The 16043-nt window shown below is 46.1% G+C and carries 19 protein-coding genes and 1 tRNA gene; 17 read left to right on the top strand and 3 right to left on the bottom strand.

The annotated features are described in order from the left end of the window. Positions 1-106 precede the first annotated feature (106 nt). Positions 107-625 carry a sulfur oxidation protein gene (locus RUW00_RS15250; RefSeq protein WP_254634446.1) on the top strand — a complete coding sequence of 173 codons (519 nt, stop codon included), beginning with the start codon at positions 107-109 and terminating at the stop codon, positions 623-625. A 91-nt stretch (positions 626-716) separates the two neighbouring features. Continuing rightward, a complete protein-coding gene (gene rpsN / locus RUW00_RS15245; RefSeq protein ID WP_007610245.1) occupies positions 717-986 on the top strand; it encodes a 30S ribosomal protein S14 in 270 nt (89 codons plus the stop codon). Positions 987-1006: 20 nt separating this feature from the next. Here the strand turns inward: rpsN and RUW00_RS15240 are convergent, their stop codons facing one another. Beyond that, positions 1007-1474, bottom strand: a complete 468-nt coding sequence (locus RUW00_RS15240) for a hypothetical protein (RefSeq protein WP_095273114.1) — start codon at positions 1472-1474, stop codon at positions 1007-1009. Beyond that, the gene (locus RUW00_RS15235; RefSeq protein WP_003155407.1) at positions 1471-1674 is read right to left on the bottom strand and encodes a helix-turn-helix transcriptional regulator; all 204 of its coding nucleotides are present in this window, start codon (positions 1672-1674) and stop codon (positions 1471-1473) included. The genes RUW00_RS15240 and RUW00_RS15235 overlap by 4 nt, the downstream gene beginning before the upstream one ends. A 190-nt stretch (positions 1675-1864) precedes the next feature. Between RUW00_RS15235 and RUW00_RS15230 the strand changes: the two genes are divergently transcribed. After that, positions 1865-1938 (top strand) — tRNA-Gly (locus RUW00_RS15230). Between the two features lie 90 nt (positions 1939-2028). On the opposite strand, the gene RUW00_RS15225 is transcribed toward RUW00_RS15230, so the two are convergent. Further along, entirely contained in the window at positions 2029-2652 is a 624-nt protein-coding gene (locus tag RUW00_RS15225) for a hypothetical protein (protein WP_014417262.1), read from the bottom strand. Between the two features lie 84 nt (positions 2653-2736). On the opposite strand from RUW00_RS15225, the gene queG reads away from it, so the two are divergent. The 14 genes from queG to RUW00_RS15155 all read left to right on the top strand — a co-directional run bounded on the left by queG (position 2737) and on the right by RUW00_RS15155 (position 16043). Beyond that, positions 2737-3897 (top strand): tRNA epoxyqueuosine(34) reductase QueG, encoded by a 1161-nt coding sequence (gene queG, locus RUW00_RS15220; RefSeq protein WP_015239452.1) that lies wholly within the window; start codon positions 2737-2739, stop codon positions 3895-3897. Between the two features lie 76 nt (positions 3898-3973). Continuing rightward, complete coding sequence (locus RUW00_RS15215) at positions 3974-4885, top strand: amidase domain-containing protein (RefSeq protein ID WP_031304428.1); 912 nt, start codon at positions 3974-3976, stop codon at positions 4883-4885. A 36-nt stretch (positions 4886-4921) separates the two neighbouring features. After that, positions 4922-5404, top strand: coding sequence for a tRNA (uridine(34)/cytosine(34)/5-carboxymethylaminomethyluridine(34)-2'-O)-methyltransferase TrmL (trmL, locus tag RUW00_RS15210; protein WP_007610253.1), 483 nt, complete (start codon positions 4922-4924; stop codon positions 5402-5404). Between the two features lie 138 nt (positions 5405-5542). Further along, complete coding sequence (locus tag RUW00_RS15205; protein ID WP_007408428.1) at positions 5543-6175, top strand: YhbD family protein; 633 nt, start codon at positions 5543-5545, stop codon at positions 6173-6175. After that, positions 6166-6879 (top strand): polymer-forming cytoskeletal protein, encoded by a 714-nt coding sequence (locus RUW00_RS15200; protein ID WP_012117144.1) that lies wholly within the window; start codon positions 6166-6168, stop codon positions 6877-6879. Before RUW00_RS15205 ends, RUW00_RS15200 begins: the two co-directional genes overlap by 10 nt. A gap of 11 nt (positions 6880-6890) precedes the next feature. Continuing rightward, the gene (locus RUW00_RS15195; RefSeq protein ID WP_072177651.1) at positions 6891-7601 is read left to right on the top strand and encodes a hypothetical protein; all 711 of its coding nucleotides are present in this window, start codon (positions 6891-6893) and stop codon (positions 7599-7601) included. A 358-nt stretch (positions 7602-7959) separates the two neighbouring features. Then, entirely contained in the window at positions 7960-9855 is a 1896-nt protein-coding gene (prkA, locus tag RUW00_RS15190) for a serine/threonine protein kinase PrkA (protein ID WP_003155391.1), read from the top strand. A 190-nt stretch (positions 9856-10045) separates the two neighbouring features. Continuing rightward, a complete protein-coding gene (gene yhbH, locus RUW00_RS15185) occupies positions 10046-11224 on the top strand; it encodes a sporulation protein YhbH (protein ID WP_017417325.1) in 1179 nt (392 codons plus the stop codon). A 186-nt stretch (positions 11225-11410) separates the two neighbouring features. Further along, positions 11411-11875 (top strand): MarR family transcriptional regulator, encoded by a 465-nt coding sequence (locus RUW00_RS15180; RefSeq protein WP_003155389.1) that lies wholly within the window; start codon positions 11411-11413, stop codon positions 11873-11875. A gap of 36 nt (positions 11876-11911) precedes the next feature. Beyond that, positions 11912-12577 (top strand): HlyD family secretion protein, encoded by a 666-nt coding sequence (locus RUW00_RS15175; RefSeq protein WP_007610259.1) that lies wholly within the window; start codon positions 11912-11914, stop codon positions 12575-12577. Positions 12578-12617: 40 nt separating this feature from the next. Then, positions 12618-14213, top strand: a complete 1596-nt coding sequence (locus RUW00_RS15170) for an MFS transporter (protein ID WP_003155387.1) — start codon at positions 12618-12620, stop codon at positions 14211-14213. Positions 14214-14237: 24 nt separating this feature from the next. Beyond that, positions 14238-14771 carry an NAD(P)H-dependent oxidoreductase gene (locus tag RUW00_RS15165; RefSeq protein ID WP_003155386.1) on the top strand — a complete coding sequence of 178 codons (534 nt, stop codon included), beginning with the start codon at positions 14238-14240 and terminating at the stop codon, positions 14769-14771. A 12-nt stretch (positions 14772-14783) separates the two neighbouring features. After that, complete coding sequence (locus RUW00_RS15160) at positions 14784-15155, top strand: hypothetical protein (protein WP_014417269.1); 372 nt, start codon at positions 14784-14786, stop codon at positions 15153-15155. A gap of 120 nt (positions 15156-15275) precedes the next feature. Beyond that, positions 15276-16043 carry a hypothetical protein gene (locus RUW00_RS15155; RefSeq protein ID WP_103527036.1) on the top strand — a complete coding sequence of 256 codons (768 nt, stop codon included), beginning with the start codon at positions 15276-15278 and terminating at the stop codon, positions 16041-16043.

The raw sequence follows: 16043 nt of genomic DNA, 5'->3' as shown, positions 1-16043 counted from the left end.
TAATGATACAATCATCAAAAAGGGGCTGTTTTTTCTGAAGGTATTCAAATGGACGGCAGCATGCTGTCTGCTGGCGGGATTAACCGCATGCGGACATTCCAACGGCATGCAGATAAAAGAAGCTGATTTATCAAAGACAGAGAAATACAGAATGGAAATTGCCTCTTCAGAAAGCGGAGCGGCAGTAGTAACCGGTGTCACAAAAGACTTGGCGGCCGCACAGATGTATATTGAGCATTATCAAAACGGAAAACTGGCGGATAAGGCAGGGCCGCTTGAATCAGATTACGGCGGCGATGTAAATAAACCAAAAGCATTGCAATTCATCTTTTACACAGACCGAGAAGACAAAGGGAAAAAGGAAAAAGACAAGGTTCGTTTCGGTATCGTCGATGACAGCGGGAAAGTCTCGGCAGACGCTGTTTTTACCCGGTATCAGGGAGATGACAGAGCGTCCGTGTTTATCTCCTCTGCCGAGCCAGTGACTTATGGGAAACCTGTATTGATCGGTGCGAGTGTGAAGAATTCAGGGGAGCCCGTCAATATGTCACGGGATAAAAAGATGCTGATCAGCCATTCTGACGCATTGCTCTATTATGTGAAGGTGAACAAGCAGGGCGGGTGATACCCGCCTTTTTAAGCGCTTAGCTTGCACGATACTCATATGGATGATATGATACAAAACGTAATAATTACGATTTGAGAGGAGTGCTGAAATGGCCAAAAAATCAAAAGTGATCAAAGAGCTCAAGCGGCAGAAGCTTGTTGAACAATATGCGGACATCCGAAGAGAATTAAAGGCAAAAGGAGACTGGGAAGCGCTGAGCAAACTGCCGCGTGATTCTGCTCCGGCCAGGCTTCATAACCGCTGTACGGTGACGGGGCGGCCCCGCGGATATATGAGAAAATTTAAACTGTCCAGAATCGCATTCAGGGAGCTGGCCCATAAAGGCCGGATTCCCGGGGTGAAAAAAGCGAGCTGGTAATGTAAAAAACTCCGGATCTGTCATGAACCGGAGTTTTTGCCGTGCTTATGAAAAGTGAAAACATAAGCCAAATGCTGAATCATCATCAGAATGAAAATTAAAAGAATCGGAAAAAAGGGAAGATGCGGCTGAATCAGCGGATAAAACAAAAGCAGAACGGCTGCGGCCGGCAATGAGAAGTAAACGGCAATATACGAGGAACGGCAGGCTTTAGCCGTCATCATCCGTTCTCTTTCATCCTGTTCCTCAAATTCATCGGGCACAAGCCTGTGCTTTTTGCCGTTCCGTTTTTTCTTTTCAGTATAGATATATAATACGGCACAGACGGTAAACAGCAGAAACGGAGTGATATTCAGCTCGAATGAACCGCTCCCCTCCGTTTGGAAAAACTGAGCGATCCGCGGCGCCGCTTCCATAAAGGAAATAAGCGTCCAGCAGGCCAATCCGTAGAGTGCAAGGTGAAAACACGCTTTTCTTTTCAAACTCATTTTTTCTCCTCCTCCAGCCAGAAAACTTCCTCCATCGGCAGGGAGAAAGCCCGGCAGATGTTAAGCGCCAATAAAAGTGAAGGCACATAATCTCCTTTTTCAATCGCTGCAATCGTCTGTCTGGTGGCTCCGGCTTCTTTTCCGAGCGTTTCCTGAGAATAGCCGAATCTGGCTCTCAGCTCTTTTACTTTATTTTTCATCATCACGCATACCTCAAGTTTTCTTCTTTTTCGTATTGTATGAAATTCTTAACAAAATGTAAACCCAACTTAACATGTGGACAAAAAAAGAATTTTTTTCGACAAATTTTTTAACATTCCCTTGACGAAAAAAAAATAAACATGTAATATTAGAAACGTCAAAGCGGTACTGACAAAAAAGAATTTTGATGCGGGTGTAGTTTAGTGGTAAAACCTCAGCCTTCCAAGCTGATGTCGTGAGTTCGATTCTCATCACCCGCTCCATACATACGTTATTAACGCAGTGTTTCGTTTCTCTGATAAACGAAGTATTGCGTTTTTTTATGTGAAAAAAGACACGAAAGGCGTGTCTTTTTATGAAAGCCAGGAGACGGTATGCGTGCCTCCGTGAATTTGTTCAAACATTTTGGTTAAGGATGATAGCAGCTCATCCGCCGCGTCGGCATGAAATGAAGGCGGGAAAAAGATCAGCTGCAGCATTTTCTTTGTGCCGGGCGTGACCGATCGGGTATTGATATGTCCGGTGAAATCGCCGAAAACGCCGTCCGGTCCGGAGAAGGACAGTACGCTTTCTTTTTCTCCGATCGTAATCGAAATCAGTTCATCTATTTCTGCGGCGTCATACGCCATGATAGGCAATGAATATTTCAAGGAGAAAAAAAGTATGGTATCATGGGCTGAATTCACACTTTCAATGAATCGTTCCCGGGAAATATCGCCGAGCATAAGCTCCATCGGCGTTTTTTGTCCTGAAAAGGCGGGACTGAGCTGTTCCATTATACGCGCCCACTCTTTTACAAAAGGCTGCTCTTCTATACCCCCGTCAGCATAATCAAAGTAAAGAGATTCTTGAAATAAACGGAGGCGGCCTTTCAGCATTTGCGGAGCAGGCCCGACTTCGATCTGTTCATATAAGACGGCTGCCGCTTTGATCCCCGGCACCCGTTCAGCAATAAGTGGATCTAAACTGATGTTCAAGTGTGTTCACTCCATTTCGGGATGATAAAACTCTATTATACCTGTGCGGGAGCCTGATCACAAAGAAAGGAGGCTGTGCAAAAAATGAATATTCATAAACTGAAAGAGGAATTAATCGAATACGCCAAAAGCATCGGAGTCGACAAAATCGGGTTTACGACGGCTGATACGTTCGACAGTCTGCGGGACCGGCTGATTCTTCAGGAATCACTCGGCTATTTATCCGGGTTTGAAGAGCCGGATATTGAAAAACGGGTTACTCCGTCTTTGCTTCTGCCGAAAGCCAAATCGATCGTCGCCATCGCCCTTGCTTATCCTTCCAAAATGAAAGATGCGCCGAGGAGCACGAGGGACGGCCGGCGCGGCATTTTTTGCAGAGCTTCCTGGGGGAAGGATTATCATGACGTGCTGCGCGAAAAGCTTGATCTGCTGGAGAATTTTCTCCAAAGCAAACATGAGGATATCCGCACAAAGTCAATGGTGGATACAGGGGAATTGTCCGACAGGGCCGTGGCTGAACGGGCGGGAATCGGCTTCAGCGCCAAAAACTGCATGATCACCACGCCTGAATACGGCTCTTACGTCTATCTGGCTGAAATGATCACCAATCTGCCCTTTGAACCGGATGTGCCGATTGAAGATATGTGCGGTACGTGCACAAAATGTTTAGACGCGTGTCCGACCGGCGCGCTCGTCAATCCCGGACAGCTTAACGCTCAGCGCTGTATTTCGTTCCTGACCCAGACAAAGGGATTTTTGCCGGATGAGTTCCGCACGAAAATCGGAAACCGTCTGTATGGCTGTGACACGTGCCAGACGGTCTGTCCGATTAATAAGGGGAAAGATTTTCATCTTCATCCGCAGATGGAGCCTGATCCGGAAATCGCAAAGCCGCTGTTAAAGCCGCTTTTGACCATAAGCAACCGCGAATTCAAAGAAAAATTCGGACATGTATCGGGATCATGGCGCGGCAAGAAGCCGATACAGCGGAATGCGATTTTAGCTTTGGCTCATTTTAAAGATGCCTCGTCTCTTCCGGAATTAACGGCCTTGATGCACCAAGATCCGCGCCCCGTCATCAGGGGGACGGCCGCCTGGGCCATCGGGAAAATCGGTGACCCTGATTATGCGGGGGAATTAGAAAAAGCGCTTCAAAAGGAGCAGGATGAGGAAGCCATACGGGAAATTGAAAAGGGACTGGAGCTGTTATCGGTTTCTGATAAGACTAAAACCGGCCGGTCCTGACATATGTATAGAGAAAAAGCACTTGGCCGGAGTTCAAGTGTTTTTTCTTTATAAAACAGTATGGTGGGTGGAGCGCTTGAAGCATATTATTGAAGATTTAGCGGAGGCCCGGCTTCATTATTTAATCAACGGAACCGAGATGAGGCAGAATGGGCAGGCTGGCGATCTTGAGGTCCTGACGAGAAAAAAAGAGCTGTTTAAAAAACGGAAAGTTGACATCGTGAAAGCGAAGGCAAAAGCCGTCATCGTCAAAAGCAGCCTTGAGGACGACGGCACGTTATGCGTCATGTACACGATTCATTTCGAATATTTGTGCAAGGAGCATGACGGACACCTTTACTTAGAAGAGCAGATTGAGGAACGGACTGCATTTCTCTATGATCAGCTTTTGATTAAAGACCGGGAAGTAAAGAAAAAACCGGCGGGATTTTCTGACGGAAACAGCGTAATTGAATATGAGCGGAGTGAACGGGAGGATTTCGGGCGGGCGTTTCAATATGACCGTCTGGCTGCCGTGCAGTACGCGGAGAAGTTTTGGAATAAACGAAATCCCGCTTATAAAAATTTCAGCGATAATTGCACCAATTTTATTTCCCAATGTTTACATGCCGGAAAAGCACCGATGCGGGGGCATCCGAACAGAGGCTCAGGCTGGTGGATGAAGGCAAGCTCGTGGAGCTACAGCTGGACGGTCGCGCATTCGATGAAGATGTATCTGGCCCAATCCAAGGCAGGGCTTCGCGCGGTACAAGTATCAAGAGCTGAAGAACTGATGCCCGGAGATATCATTTGCTATGATTTTGAAGGAGACGGCCGTTTTAATCATACGGCGATCGTGGTCGCGAAAGATAAAAGCAATATGCCGCTTGTCAATGCCCAAACGTATGACAGCAGAATGAGATATTGGTCATATGAGGATTCAACGGCGTATACTCCTTCCATCAGATATGCGTTTTTTCATATTACGGATGATACGACAAAAGAGTAATTAATGATATAATGGTGGGCGGAATAAAAAACAGAGGTGAACATCGTGGCATTACATGTCGTTTTATATCAACCCGAAATCCCGGCCAATACGGGAAATATCGCACGTACTTGTGCGGCAACAGACACAACGCTTCATTTGATCCGCCCGCTCGGATTCTCGACCGATGATAAAATGCTGAAGCGCGCCGGACTCGATTATTGGGAGTTCGTCAACGTCGTATATCATGATTCATTGGAAGAGTTATTTGAGGCATATGAGAACGGAAAGTTTTTCTTCATTACAAAATTCGGCCAAAAGCCGCACACATCATTTGATTACTCAAATACGGAGGAAGACTTTTTCTTCGTATTCGGCAGAGAAACGAGCGGACTTCCGAAAGAATTGATCGAAAACAATATGGACCGCTGCCTGCGTCTTCCTATGACCGAGCATGTGAGATCATTAAACCTGTCCAACACGGCCGCGATTCTTGTATATGAAGCGCTGCGCCAGCAAAATTACAGAGATTTGACGTGAGAAAAAAACGCCCGCATCCGGGCGTTTTTTTATTGAATAAAAAAGACGGACAGCAGCGGTTCACGGCATTTTTATATTTCCAGGCTTAACAACGTAACAGTGTTATGTTACAATACATTCATCGAAGGAGCTGGATTCATGGAGGAACAACTGATTTCTAAAAAAGAATTGCTGGAAGAAACATCAATTTCATACGGGCAGCTGTACCGCTGGAAACGGAAAAATTTAATTCCTGAAGAATGGTTTATCCGAAAATCAACATTTACAGGCCAGGAAACATTTTTTCCGAGAGCGGAAATATTAAAACGTATCTCAAAAATACAGAAAATGAAAGAAAATCTGTCTCTGGATGAAATGAGAGAAATGCTGTCTCCGCAAATGACTGATGTCAATATAACGTCTGCGGAGCTGCTTCAAAAGGGGCTGATTTCAAAGGCCGCGCTGCAAGTTTATGGCGAAGACGGCGTGACATTCACGTCCCGCGCGTTGCTGTCTTTATATGTGCTTGAAGGACTTTTGCGATCGGGCAATATCAGCCTTGAGGAAGGAAAATTGGCGGCAGGGGTGCTGAAAACGTATGAGGCTTCCGAACTGAAAGCAAATACGGAGCTTGTCATGCTCCGAAAGCTTGGCGTAACGACGTGCTTCATCGCAGACGCGGAACATATTTTATTTGAACCGACTGTCAAAGTGGTTGAACGGGTGGCGCTTGCTGCGGCATCGGAAGAATTAAAAACGAAATGGATGCAGGAGGACCATCAATGGAAGTAACAGATAAATTAATCATCAACGGTTCAGGAAGTTCAAAAGGAGGCCGTTTTCATACAGTGGAGATCAACGGAAGCGGCACGGTGTCAGGTGATGTGGAGTGCGCGAGCTTTTTGTTTAACGGCAGCGGAAAAACAGACGGACATGTCAAGACGCAAACACTGACGATCAGCGGTTCGGGGAAAATTTCCGGCAGTGCCGAAGCTGAATCCATCCGTATCAACGGAACGGGTGTCATTAAAGGTGATGTCAAAACGGAGCGGCTGAACGTCGCGGGATTTTCATCTTTCGGCGGCGGTGTGAAAGCTGATGATATTTTCATATCCGGGAAAGCCGGGATTGAAGGCGATTGCGAGACAGAGACGTTCCGTTCGGAAGGCAAATGCAAGATCGGCGGCCTGCTGAATGCCGATGAAGTCAGTATTAAGCTGACGGCGGGAGAAAGCCATGTGAAAGAGATCGGCTGCCGCCATTTGAAAGTGATGAGCAGAAAGAGCGTGCTTACGCGTTTTAAGCTGATGCCGGCCCCGGTGCTGACAGCGGAGCTGATTGAAGGTGACATCATTGAATTGGCGGACACGAACGCGAAGACAGTCCGCGGAAATCATGTGCGGATCGGCGCAGGCTGCACCATTGGGACTGTGGAATACAGCGGCGATTTTACATGTGATCCTTCCGCTTTGGTTAACAAAGTCGTGAAACGATAGGAGGAACTGCGATGGAAACGACAAAAAAATTGAGTCATTTAAAAATGTACGGAGCCGGACACGCCTCCGGCGGCTCCTACCAAAATGTAAGCATTAAAGGGGAAGGAACTGTCGGCGCAGGACTTCAAAGCGAACGCTGCCGGATATTCGGTACGGGACTTTTTCTCGGAGATGCCGAGATCAACAGGCTGAAAATTTTCGGAGAGCATGAAGTTGCAGGAGATTTATCAGCACGTTCAGCAAATGTGATGGGCACATTGAAAGTCGGCGGCTCCATGCGTTTCGCCACGATGAGGCTGAAAGGACTTGCTGAAATTGGCGGCGGGGCCGCGGGAGAGCAGTGTCATATAAAAGGCAGTCTCACCGTCGGCGGCGATTGCGAGACGGAGCTGCTTCATGTAACAGGATGTATCAATGTGGCGGGATTGTTAAACGCGGGGGACGTAAACATCCATTTGCGTTATGACCGAAGCCGTGTGAAAGAAATCGGCGGCACATCGATCACCGTCAGACGGAAACCCGGTTTTCTTAAACGGAAAGCCGGCACGCTTTCTGCTGAATTGATCGAAGGAGACGCAATTTACCTCGAATACACGGAAGCGGACATCGTCAGAGGAAAGCATGTGGAAATAGGCCCGGGCTGCAAAATCGGAAAAATCGAGTATCAAACAAGCTGCAAATCTCATGAAAAATCAATTGTCCAAGAACGTATTCAAATATGAAACATTGTTATGTTGTACAGGAAAGGGTGCTCTTTATGAAGAGCACCCTTTTGCCGTTATTTGTTTTCAGGTTTGCTGTCGTAACCCGCCGTAAAAATGGATACTAAAAAAGTGAGAATGACCCCAAGTAAAATGATCGTTTTCATCATTTCTCCTCCTCTTTGCTTTTCCATTTGATGTCCGAGTCTGGATGAAACTGTATTTCTTTCATTATGAACGGTGCACCGGACCCTTGTCAATGACGGCCTTATAACGTCTTTATTTTTAAGAAACGAAAAGCATGTATTATCACGTCACCGCATAGATTGTAACAAAGTACCTTATTTCTAGTGCATTAACCATGATAGAGGAGGTTCTTATGGATATATTAAAGAAAATTGAAAAGTACAGAGAGGAAGAGCAGCGTCTCAAATGGGAAGGGACGTTCGCTGATTATTTGGAGATCATAAAAGAAAATCCATTGGTCGCGCAGTCTGCTCATTCTCGCGTTTTTAATATGATAAAAGACAGCGGAATCGAGGAGGATGACGGGAAAAAGACATACAGCTTTTTCTCGAGGGAGCTGTTCGGCCTTGAGGAATCTCTGGAACGGCTCGTGGAGGAATACTTTCACCCGGCTGCCAAGCGGCTCGATGTAAGAAAACGGATTTTACTATTGATGGGACCCGTCAGCGGCGGAAAGTCAACTCTTGTCACCATGCTGAAAAAAGGGCTTGAAGCCTACTCATTGACAGACAACGGCGCTGTTTACGCCATTAAAGGCTGCCCGATGCATGAAGATCCTCTCCATCTCATTCCCCATCATCTGCGCGACGACTTCTACAGAGAATATGGCATCAGAATTGAGGGCAGCCTTTCTCCGCTTAATGTCATGCGGCTTGAAGAAGAATACGGCGGCAGAATTGAGGATGTAAAGGTTGAACGTATATTCTTCTCGGAGGATAAACGTACCGGAATCGGAACCTTCAGCCCGTCTGACCCGAAATCACAGGATATCGCCGACTTGACGGGGAGTATTGATTTTTCAACGATTGCCGAATACGGCTCGGAATCAGATCCGCGCGCTTATCGGTTTGACGGTGAATTAAATAAAGCGAACCGCGGAATGATGGAGTTTCAGGAAATGCTGAAATGCGATGAAAAATTTCTGTGGCACCTTCTGTCACTCACGCAGGAAGGCAATTTCAAAGCCGGACGGTTTGCGCTCATCTCAGCCGACGAATTGGTTGTTGCGCATACGAACGAAACGGAGTACCGCTCGTTTATTGCCAATAAGAAAAATGAAGCCCTTCACTCCAGGATCATCGTGATGCCTGTTCCTTATAATTTAAAGGTGTCAGAGGAAGAACGGATTTATGAAAAAATGATTTCTGAAAGTGATGTTTCTGACGTACACATCGCCCCCCATACATTAAAAGTGGCCGCGATGTTTTCTATTTTGACCAGGCTGAAGGAACCGAACCGCTCTGATATTGATCTCGTCAAAAAAATGAGGCTCTATGACGGAGAAAGCGTTGAAGGTTACAATTCCGTTGATCTTGAGGATATGAAGAAGGAATTCCATGATGAAGGAATGAGCGGAATTGACCCGCGCTATGTCATCAACCGCATTTCCTCAACGATTATCAGAAAAAATATGGAATCGATCAATTCGCTTGATGTGCTGCGTTCCTTAAAAGAAGGGCTCGACCAGCATCCGTCCATCTCCGCCGAGGACAAAGAGCGGTATATGAATTTTATTTCCGCCGCCAGGAAAGAGTACGATGACATCGCCAAAAAGGAAGTGCAGAAGGCGTTCGTCTATTCATATGAAGAATCCGCGAAAACTCTCATGGACAATTATTTAGATAATGTGGAAGCGTACTGCAATAAAAATAAGCTCCGCGATCCGCTGACGGGTGAAGAAATGAATCCTGACGAAAAACTGATGAGATCCATTGAAGAGCAGATCGGCATTTCAGAAAACGCGAAAAAAGCGTTCCGCGAAGAAATCTTAATCCGCATATCCGCATATGCAAGAAAAGGAAAACGCTTTGACTATAATTCGCACGAAAGACTCCGCGAAGCGATTCAGAAAAAGCTGTTCGCAGACTTAAAAGATGTGGTGAAAATTACGACCTCCACCAAAACGCCGGATGAGCAGCAGCTTAAAAAGGTCAATGAGGTAGTAGCAAGGTTAATAGATGAACACGGCTATAATTCGACTAGCGCTAATGAACTGCTGAAGTATGTCGGAAGCTTGTTAAACCGCTGATGTTTGATTTCATTGAGAGGCCCGTCTGTAAAAGGACGGGTTCTTTTGTCTGTTTTTCGCAATTGTTTGTCAATTGGAGAGTCCGGCCGGCATAAGATAAAAATAAATCTTTTCGCCGGACTTGTTTCATAAACAGGACCAAGCCGGAATACACATGTAAAACGACCATAACGGTTAAGGAGGGGAATTCATGTCCCGTAATGACAGCGGAAATTTTTTGATTTCAGAGGAAGACTGGTCCCTCCATCGCAAAGGCTTTGACGACCAGCAGCGCCACCAAAAGAAAGTACAGGAAGCGATAAAAAACAACCTTCCGGACCTTGTCACTGAGGAAAGCATTATTATGTCCAACGGAAAAGATGTCGTGAAAATCCCGATTCGTTCGCTTGATGAATATAAAATCCGTTATAACTATGATAAAAATAAACATGTCGGCCAAGGCGACGGCGACAGCGAAGTCGGCGATGTCGTCGCAAGAGACGGCGCAGATAAAAAGCAGGGTGCCGGAAAAGGCCAGGGAGCCGGCGATCAGGCAGGCGAGGATTATTATGAAGCGGAAGTTTCATTGATGGATCTGGAAGAAGCGCTGTTTCAGGAATTAGAACTGCCGAATCTGCAGCAAAAGGAAAGGGACAATATCGTCCATACCGATATCGAGTTCAATGATATCCGGAAAACCGGGCTGACAGGGAATATCGATAAGAAAAGGACGATGCTGTCGGCCTATAAACGAAACGCCATGACAGGCAAGCCGTCGTTTTACCCTATTTATCCGGAAGATCTGAAATACAAAACATGGAATGATGTGACGAAGCCGGAATCGAAAGCTGTCGTTTTAGCCATGATGGATACAAGCGGTTCGATGGGCGTATGGGAAAAGTATATGGCGAGGAGCTTCTTTTTTTGGATGACACGATTTTTACGGACAAAGTATGAAACGGTTGATATCGAATTTATCGCCCACCATACGGAAGCGAAGGTTGTGTCGGAAGAAGATTTTTTCTCGAAAGGCGAGAGCGGGGGCACCATCTGTTCCTCCGTTTACCGGAAGTCTCTTGAATTAATTGATGAAAAATATGACCCCGCCCGCTACAACATCTATCCGTTTCATTTTTCAGACGGAGATAACCTGACTTCGGATAACGCCCGGTGCGTAAAGCTCGTCAATGACATCATGAAAAAATCGAATCTGTTCTGTTACGGTGAGGTCAATCAATATAACAGGCATTCCACCCTCATGTCCGCCTATAAAAATGTCAAAGATGATAAATTTAAATACTACATCCTGAAACAGAAATCAGACGTATTTCAAGCGCTGAAAAGCTTTTTTAAAAATGAGGAAGCCGGTGTAAGCAAAGCATCGTATTAAATATAAAGCCGAGTGAAGAATCGTGCGGCCGCGGTTCTTCACCCGGCTTTTTTAAATTAAAAATAAAGAGAAAAAACGGCATAAAAAAAATCCTTAAAAAATGAAACTTTTCTCTTTACAAACCTTCTTTCATTTATTAATATTTTATCTTGTGAACTATTATTAAGGGAATGAGGTGAAAATACGGTGATTGAATCAGAGCTCGCTTTGCTCAGTTTTGAACAACTGTTTGATACTTCCAGATCGATTTACAAAAAGCAGAAAATGATTCTGGAGACAGTTCTTGAACCTTTTGATATTACAGTACTGCAGTATCTGCTGATGTTCAAAATACATAAGAGCAAAAGCACGCAGCTTTCAAGGCTGGCTTTGTCGCTTGATCTGAAACCGGCGTCTGTCACGAGAATGACCGATATTCTGTATAAGCGCCGCCTAATGGTTCGGAGCGACTATCACGACGACCGGCGTGTTGTTATGATTCAGTTAACCGAAGAGGGGGAAGAACTTCTAAAGAAAGCTGCTGTTCAATATGCCGAAAAAGCGGCGGTCTTATACCGGCAGCTCAATACCGCTGAACTGCAGTACCTGCGCAAGCTTGCGGAAAGTTTAACGAAGCTTGCAAACGGCTGTGCAGTGAAAAACGGAAAATAAAAAAATCCCCACATATTTTTATCATCATTCCACAAAATGATAGAGGAAGAAACGAAAGGAGAAAACAAAATGAACAGAGGACGTTTAATTCTGACCAACATTATCGGTTTGATTGTTGTTCTTGCAATTATAGGCGGAGGTGCTTACTACTATTATCAAAGCACACACTATGTAAAAACCGATGAAGCAAAAGTTGCCGGCGACATGGCTGCTATCACAGCTCCTGCTGCAGGTAAAGTAACTGACTGGAACCTTGATGAGGGGAAAGAAGTAAGCAAAAACGACGTTGTTGCAAAAATCAAAGGACAGCAAAATGCTGACGTAAAAGCCATCATGGATGGAACAATCGTGAAAAACGAAGTGAAAAACGGCCAAATGGTGCAAGCCGGTACGACAATTGCCCAGGAAATTGACATGAAACACCTTTACATCACTGCAAACATTAAAGAAACAGACATCAGAGACATTGAAGTAGGAAACAAAGTAGACGTAATTGTTGACGGCGATCCTAATACAACATTTGACGGAACAGTAGAAGAAATCGGTTATGCGACAAATTCAACATTTGATATGCTGCCTTCTTCAAACTCAAGCGGCAACTACACAAAAGTAACGCAAAAAGTTCCTGTTAAAATTTCACTCAGCAACCCATCTGACAAGGTGCTTCCTGGTATGAACGCATCTGTAAAAATCTCTGAATAATACAGATCAGTCATCAAACCATGAAGGGAGGTTGTCTTAGGTGGCTAAATCAGATAATCAAGTAAAAAGTCCTAAAACATTGCTTATTGTGCTTATGGCCGGGTTATTCCTGGCGATCTTGAACCAAACGCTTCTTAACGTGGCGATGCCGCACTTAATGACCGAGTTCGGTGTGAGTGCGACGACGATTCAGTGGCTTACGACCGGATACATGCTGGTCAACGGTGTTTTGATTCCGTTATCTGCGTTCTTAATTACCCGGTTCGGACAGAGAAGCCTCTTTCTCGTAGCCATGTTCTGTTTTACAGCGGGAACGTTAGTCTGCGGAATCGCGCCTAACTTCTCAACCATGCTGATCGGCCGGTTAATTCAGGCGGTCGGCGGCGGTATCCTGCAGCCGCTGGTCATGACAACCATTCTGCTTATCTTCCCGCCTGAAAGCAGGGGGAAAGGAATGGGGATTTTCGGTCTTGCGATGATGTTTGCTCCGGCGGTCGGACCGACTCTTTCCGGCTGGATCATCGAGCATTACACATGGCGCATTATGTTCTACGGCCTTGTTCCGATCGGGGCAATCGTTATTATCATAGCGTTTTTCCTCTTTAAGAACTTGGTGGAACCGCAAAAAATCAAACTCGACAGCTTGGGTGCGATTCTATCCATTGTCGGATTTGCCTCATTGCTTTACGGAGTCAGTGAAGCGGGCAGCGACGGCTGGGGAGATCCGATCGTGCTTTCTACCGTCATTGTCGGTGTCATCGCGATTGCCGCGTTTGTCATTCAGCAATTGCGCTCTGAAAAACCGATGCTCGACTTCCGGGTATTTAAATATGATATTTTCTCACTTTCCAGTGTGATTAACATCATTATTACCGTTGCGCTTTACACAGGAATGTTCCTGCTTCCGATTTACCTGCAGAACTTAGTCGGCTTTACGGCGCTGCAATCGGGTCTCTTGCTATTGCCGGGCGCGATTGTCATGCTGATCATGTCGCCGATTTCCGGTATTCTGTTTGACAAAATCGGTCCGAGACCGCTTGCGATTATCGGGCTGGTCATCACGGTCGCAACGACATTCCAGTACACAAAATTGACAATTGACACACCTTACACGCACATTATGCTTGTCTATGCCATCCGCGCATTCGGTATGTCACTGTTAATGATGCCTGTTATGACAGCCGGAATGAACCAGCTTCCGGCACGGTTGAACAGCCACGGCACGGCGATGAGCAACACGCTCCGCCAGATCAGCGGTTCAATCGGAACAAGTTTGATCACAACGATTTATACGAACCGTACGACAATGCACTATTCGCAGATTGCGGATAAAACGAGCACGGCTGATCCAAGCTTCATGCAGTCGTTCCAAAGCGCGGTTTCGAATTTAATGGTCAACATGAACATGTCGCTTGATGCGGCGAAACAAACCGTTTATTCATATCTCTACAAAACAGCTTCACTTAATTCCAACGTTATGGGGATTAATGACGCGTTTATGTGGGCGACGATCTTTGCGGTTATCGGCGTAGTCCTGAGCCTGTTCTTGCGTGACGTACGGAAAGACAAACAGCGGGCGAAGAAAAAAGAGGAGCTGTCATTGCTTCCGGCCCCTAAAGAAGTGAAGGAATCTTAATCATCTGAATGGGAGGTTTCCTGAATGAAAATTTACGTAGTGTACGATAGTGAAGGCGAACATACAAAACACCTTGCTGAAGCCATTGCCGAAGGAGCGCGAGAAAACGCTGAGGCTGAAGTCCTGATCGACCATGTCGATCAAGCAGACATCCGCAAGCTGAAAGACATGGATGCCATTATTTGGGGATGCCCGGGACACTTTGGCACCATCAGTTCAGGCTTAAAAGCGTGGATCGACAGACTCGGCTATCTGTGGGCTGAAGGCGAGCTGATTGATAAAGTCGGCGCCGTATTCTGTACGACGGCGACAACACATGGCGGATTAGAAATGACAATGCACAATCTGATCACTCCTATGTTTCACCAAGGCATGATTGTTGTCGGACTTCCCGGCAACGTTCCAGAAAACGCGCTGTACGGCTCTTACTACGGCGCGGGCGTCACATGCCCGGTTGACAGCGATGTGCTGATGACGGAAGAAGGCCTTCAATTAGGCCGTGCGCTTGGCAGACGTGTCAGCCAAGTCACAGGTAATCTAACTGCCGGACGACAGTAAGGAGAGGGTTATATGGCCATTATTATAGCGGTTATTGCTGCTGTCATTGTGATTGCACTTCTTATCACATTCAATGTCCGCAGCACTTCTGCAGGACAGGATGTCAAAGAAGAAAAGAGAGAAGCGATCGGCACTACAGCCGAACAGCCGGAAAAGCATGATCCGGCCGAGGAGCGCTCAGCCGAGCATGCTCCCGTCGTTGTGAAATCTGAATCTCCCCGTGAGAAAAAGAATACAATGGGCGATGATGTGTACCGTCAGGCGCTTCAGAAGTTTAAGACTTCTGAGACGGATCGGGAAACAAACGATCCTGATAGCGGCGGCAAAATGCAGGATAGCAGCTATCGTGATGCGCTGCTCTCCTTAAAAAACAAAAAGAAGTAATTGAAAAGGCAAATCTGCGTAAGAGCGGATTTGTCTTTTTTTTTATTGAAGATATTGTAATACGTGATGATCTAGTGTACTATGTTACTCATACACTTGATCCGAATGGAGAGAGCAAGAATGACATCGTTTTTAGGTTTGCTGAAAAAAGATGCGAAGGTTTCATGGATTTGGCTCGCGGTGTGGCTTTTCGGCATGATTTGCTTGGCGTTTGCAGCCCACGTCATCGCTGCCCGTCAGAAAGAACCGCTCGTCATTTTCGGCTTTTTTGCGGCAATGGGGTTTTTTCAATTTCTTGTAGCGCCGCTTTTTATGTACTATCACCTTCATAAAGAAGGAAAAAACCAGCTGTGGCTTTACAATCCGAATGGAGGATTTTATCTGCTGGCTTCCAAGCTGACGGCCTCGCTGCTGTATCAGTTGATCGGGCAGCTCGCGCTTACCGGTTACGGCATTTGGATGTACCGGATGCTTTCTGCAAAAGGAGCGCTGGAACACGCCATTCCCCTGGCCGGCACATTAACCGGACTGAATGCTTACCTGCTGATCAGTTCAGCGTACTTATCTGTGATCGTGGCCGTATTTTGGACTGTTTTTCACTCATTAAAACATGTTCCCGTCCTCCGTTGGGTGATCTGCATCGTGCTTGCGTTTGTCTGGACCTATATTGACGATAAAATCATTACGCCTTTCACTTCATCTCAACATGATTTATGGCCGGTAAAAGTGTATGCGAATTTTCATTTTCATTATACAAAATTGACCGGATGGACGATGGAGCTGAAAGCCGTCCACATTTCGCTTTTCAGTTTCCTGGCAGTGATCGTGCTTGCGGCGCTCTGTCTCGCGCTGGCCTCTATGCTGCTGAATCGAAAGGTTGAGGTGTAA

This window comes from Bacillus sp. IS1 (genome assembly GCF_032461585.1).
In the GTDB taxonomy this organism is placed as follows: Bacteria; Bacillota; Bacilli; order Bacillales; family Bacillaceae; genus Bacillus; species Bacillus velezensis.
This window is presented reverse-complemented; position numbering and strand designations above follow the sequence as displayed.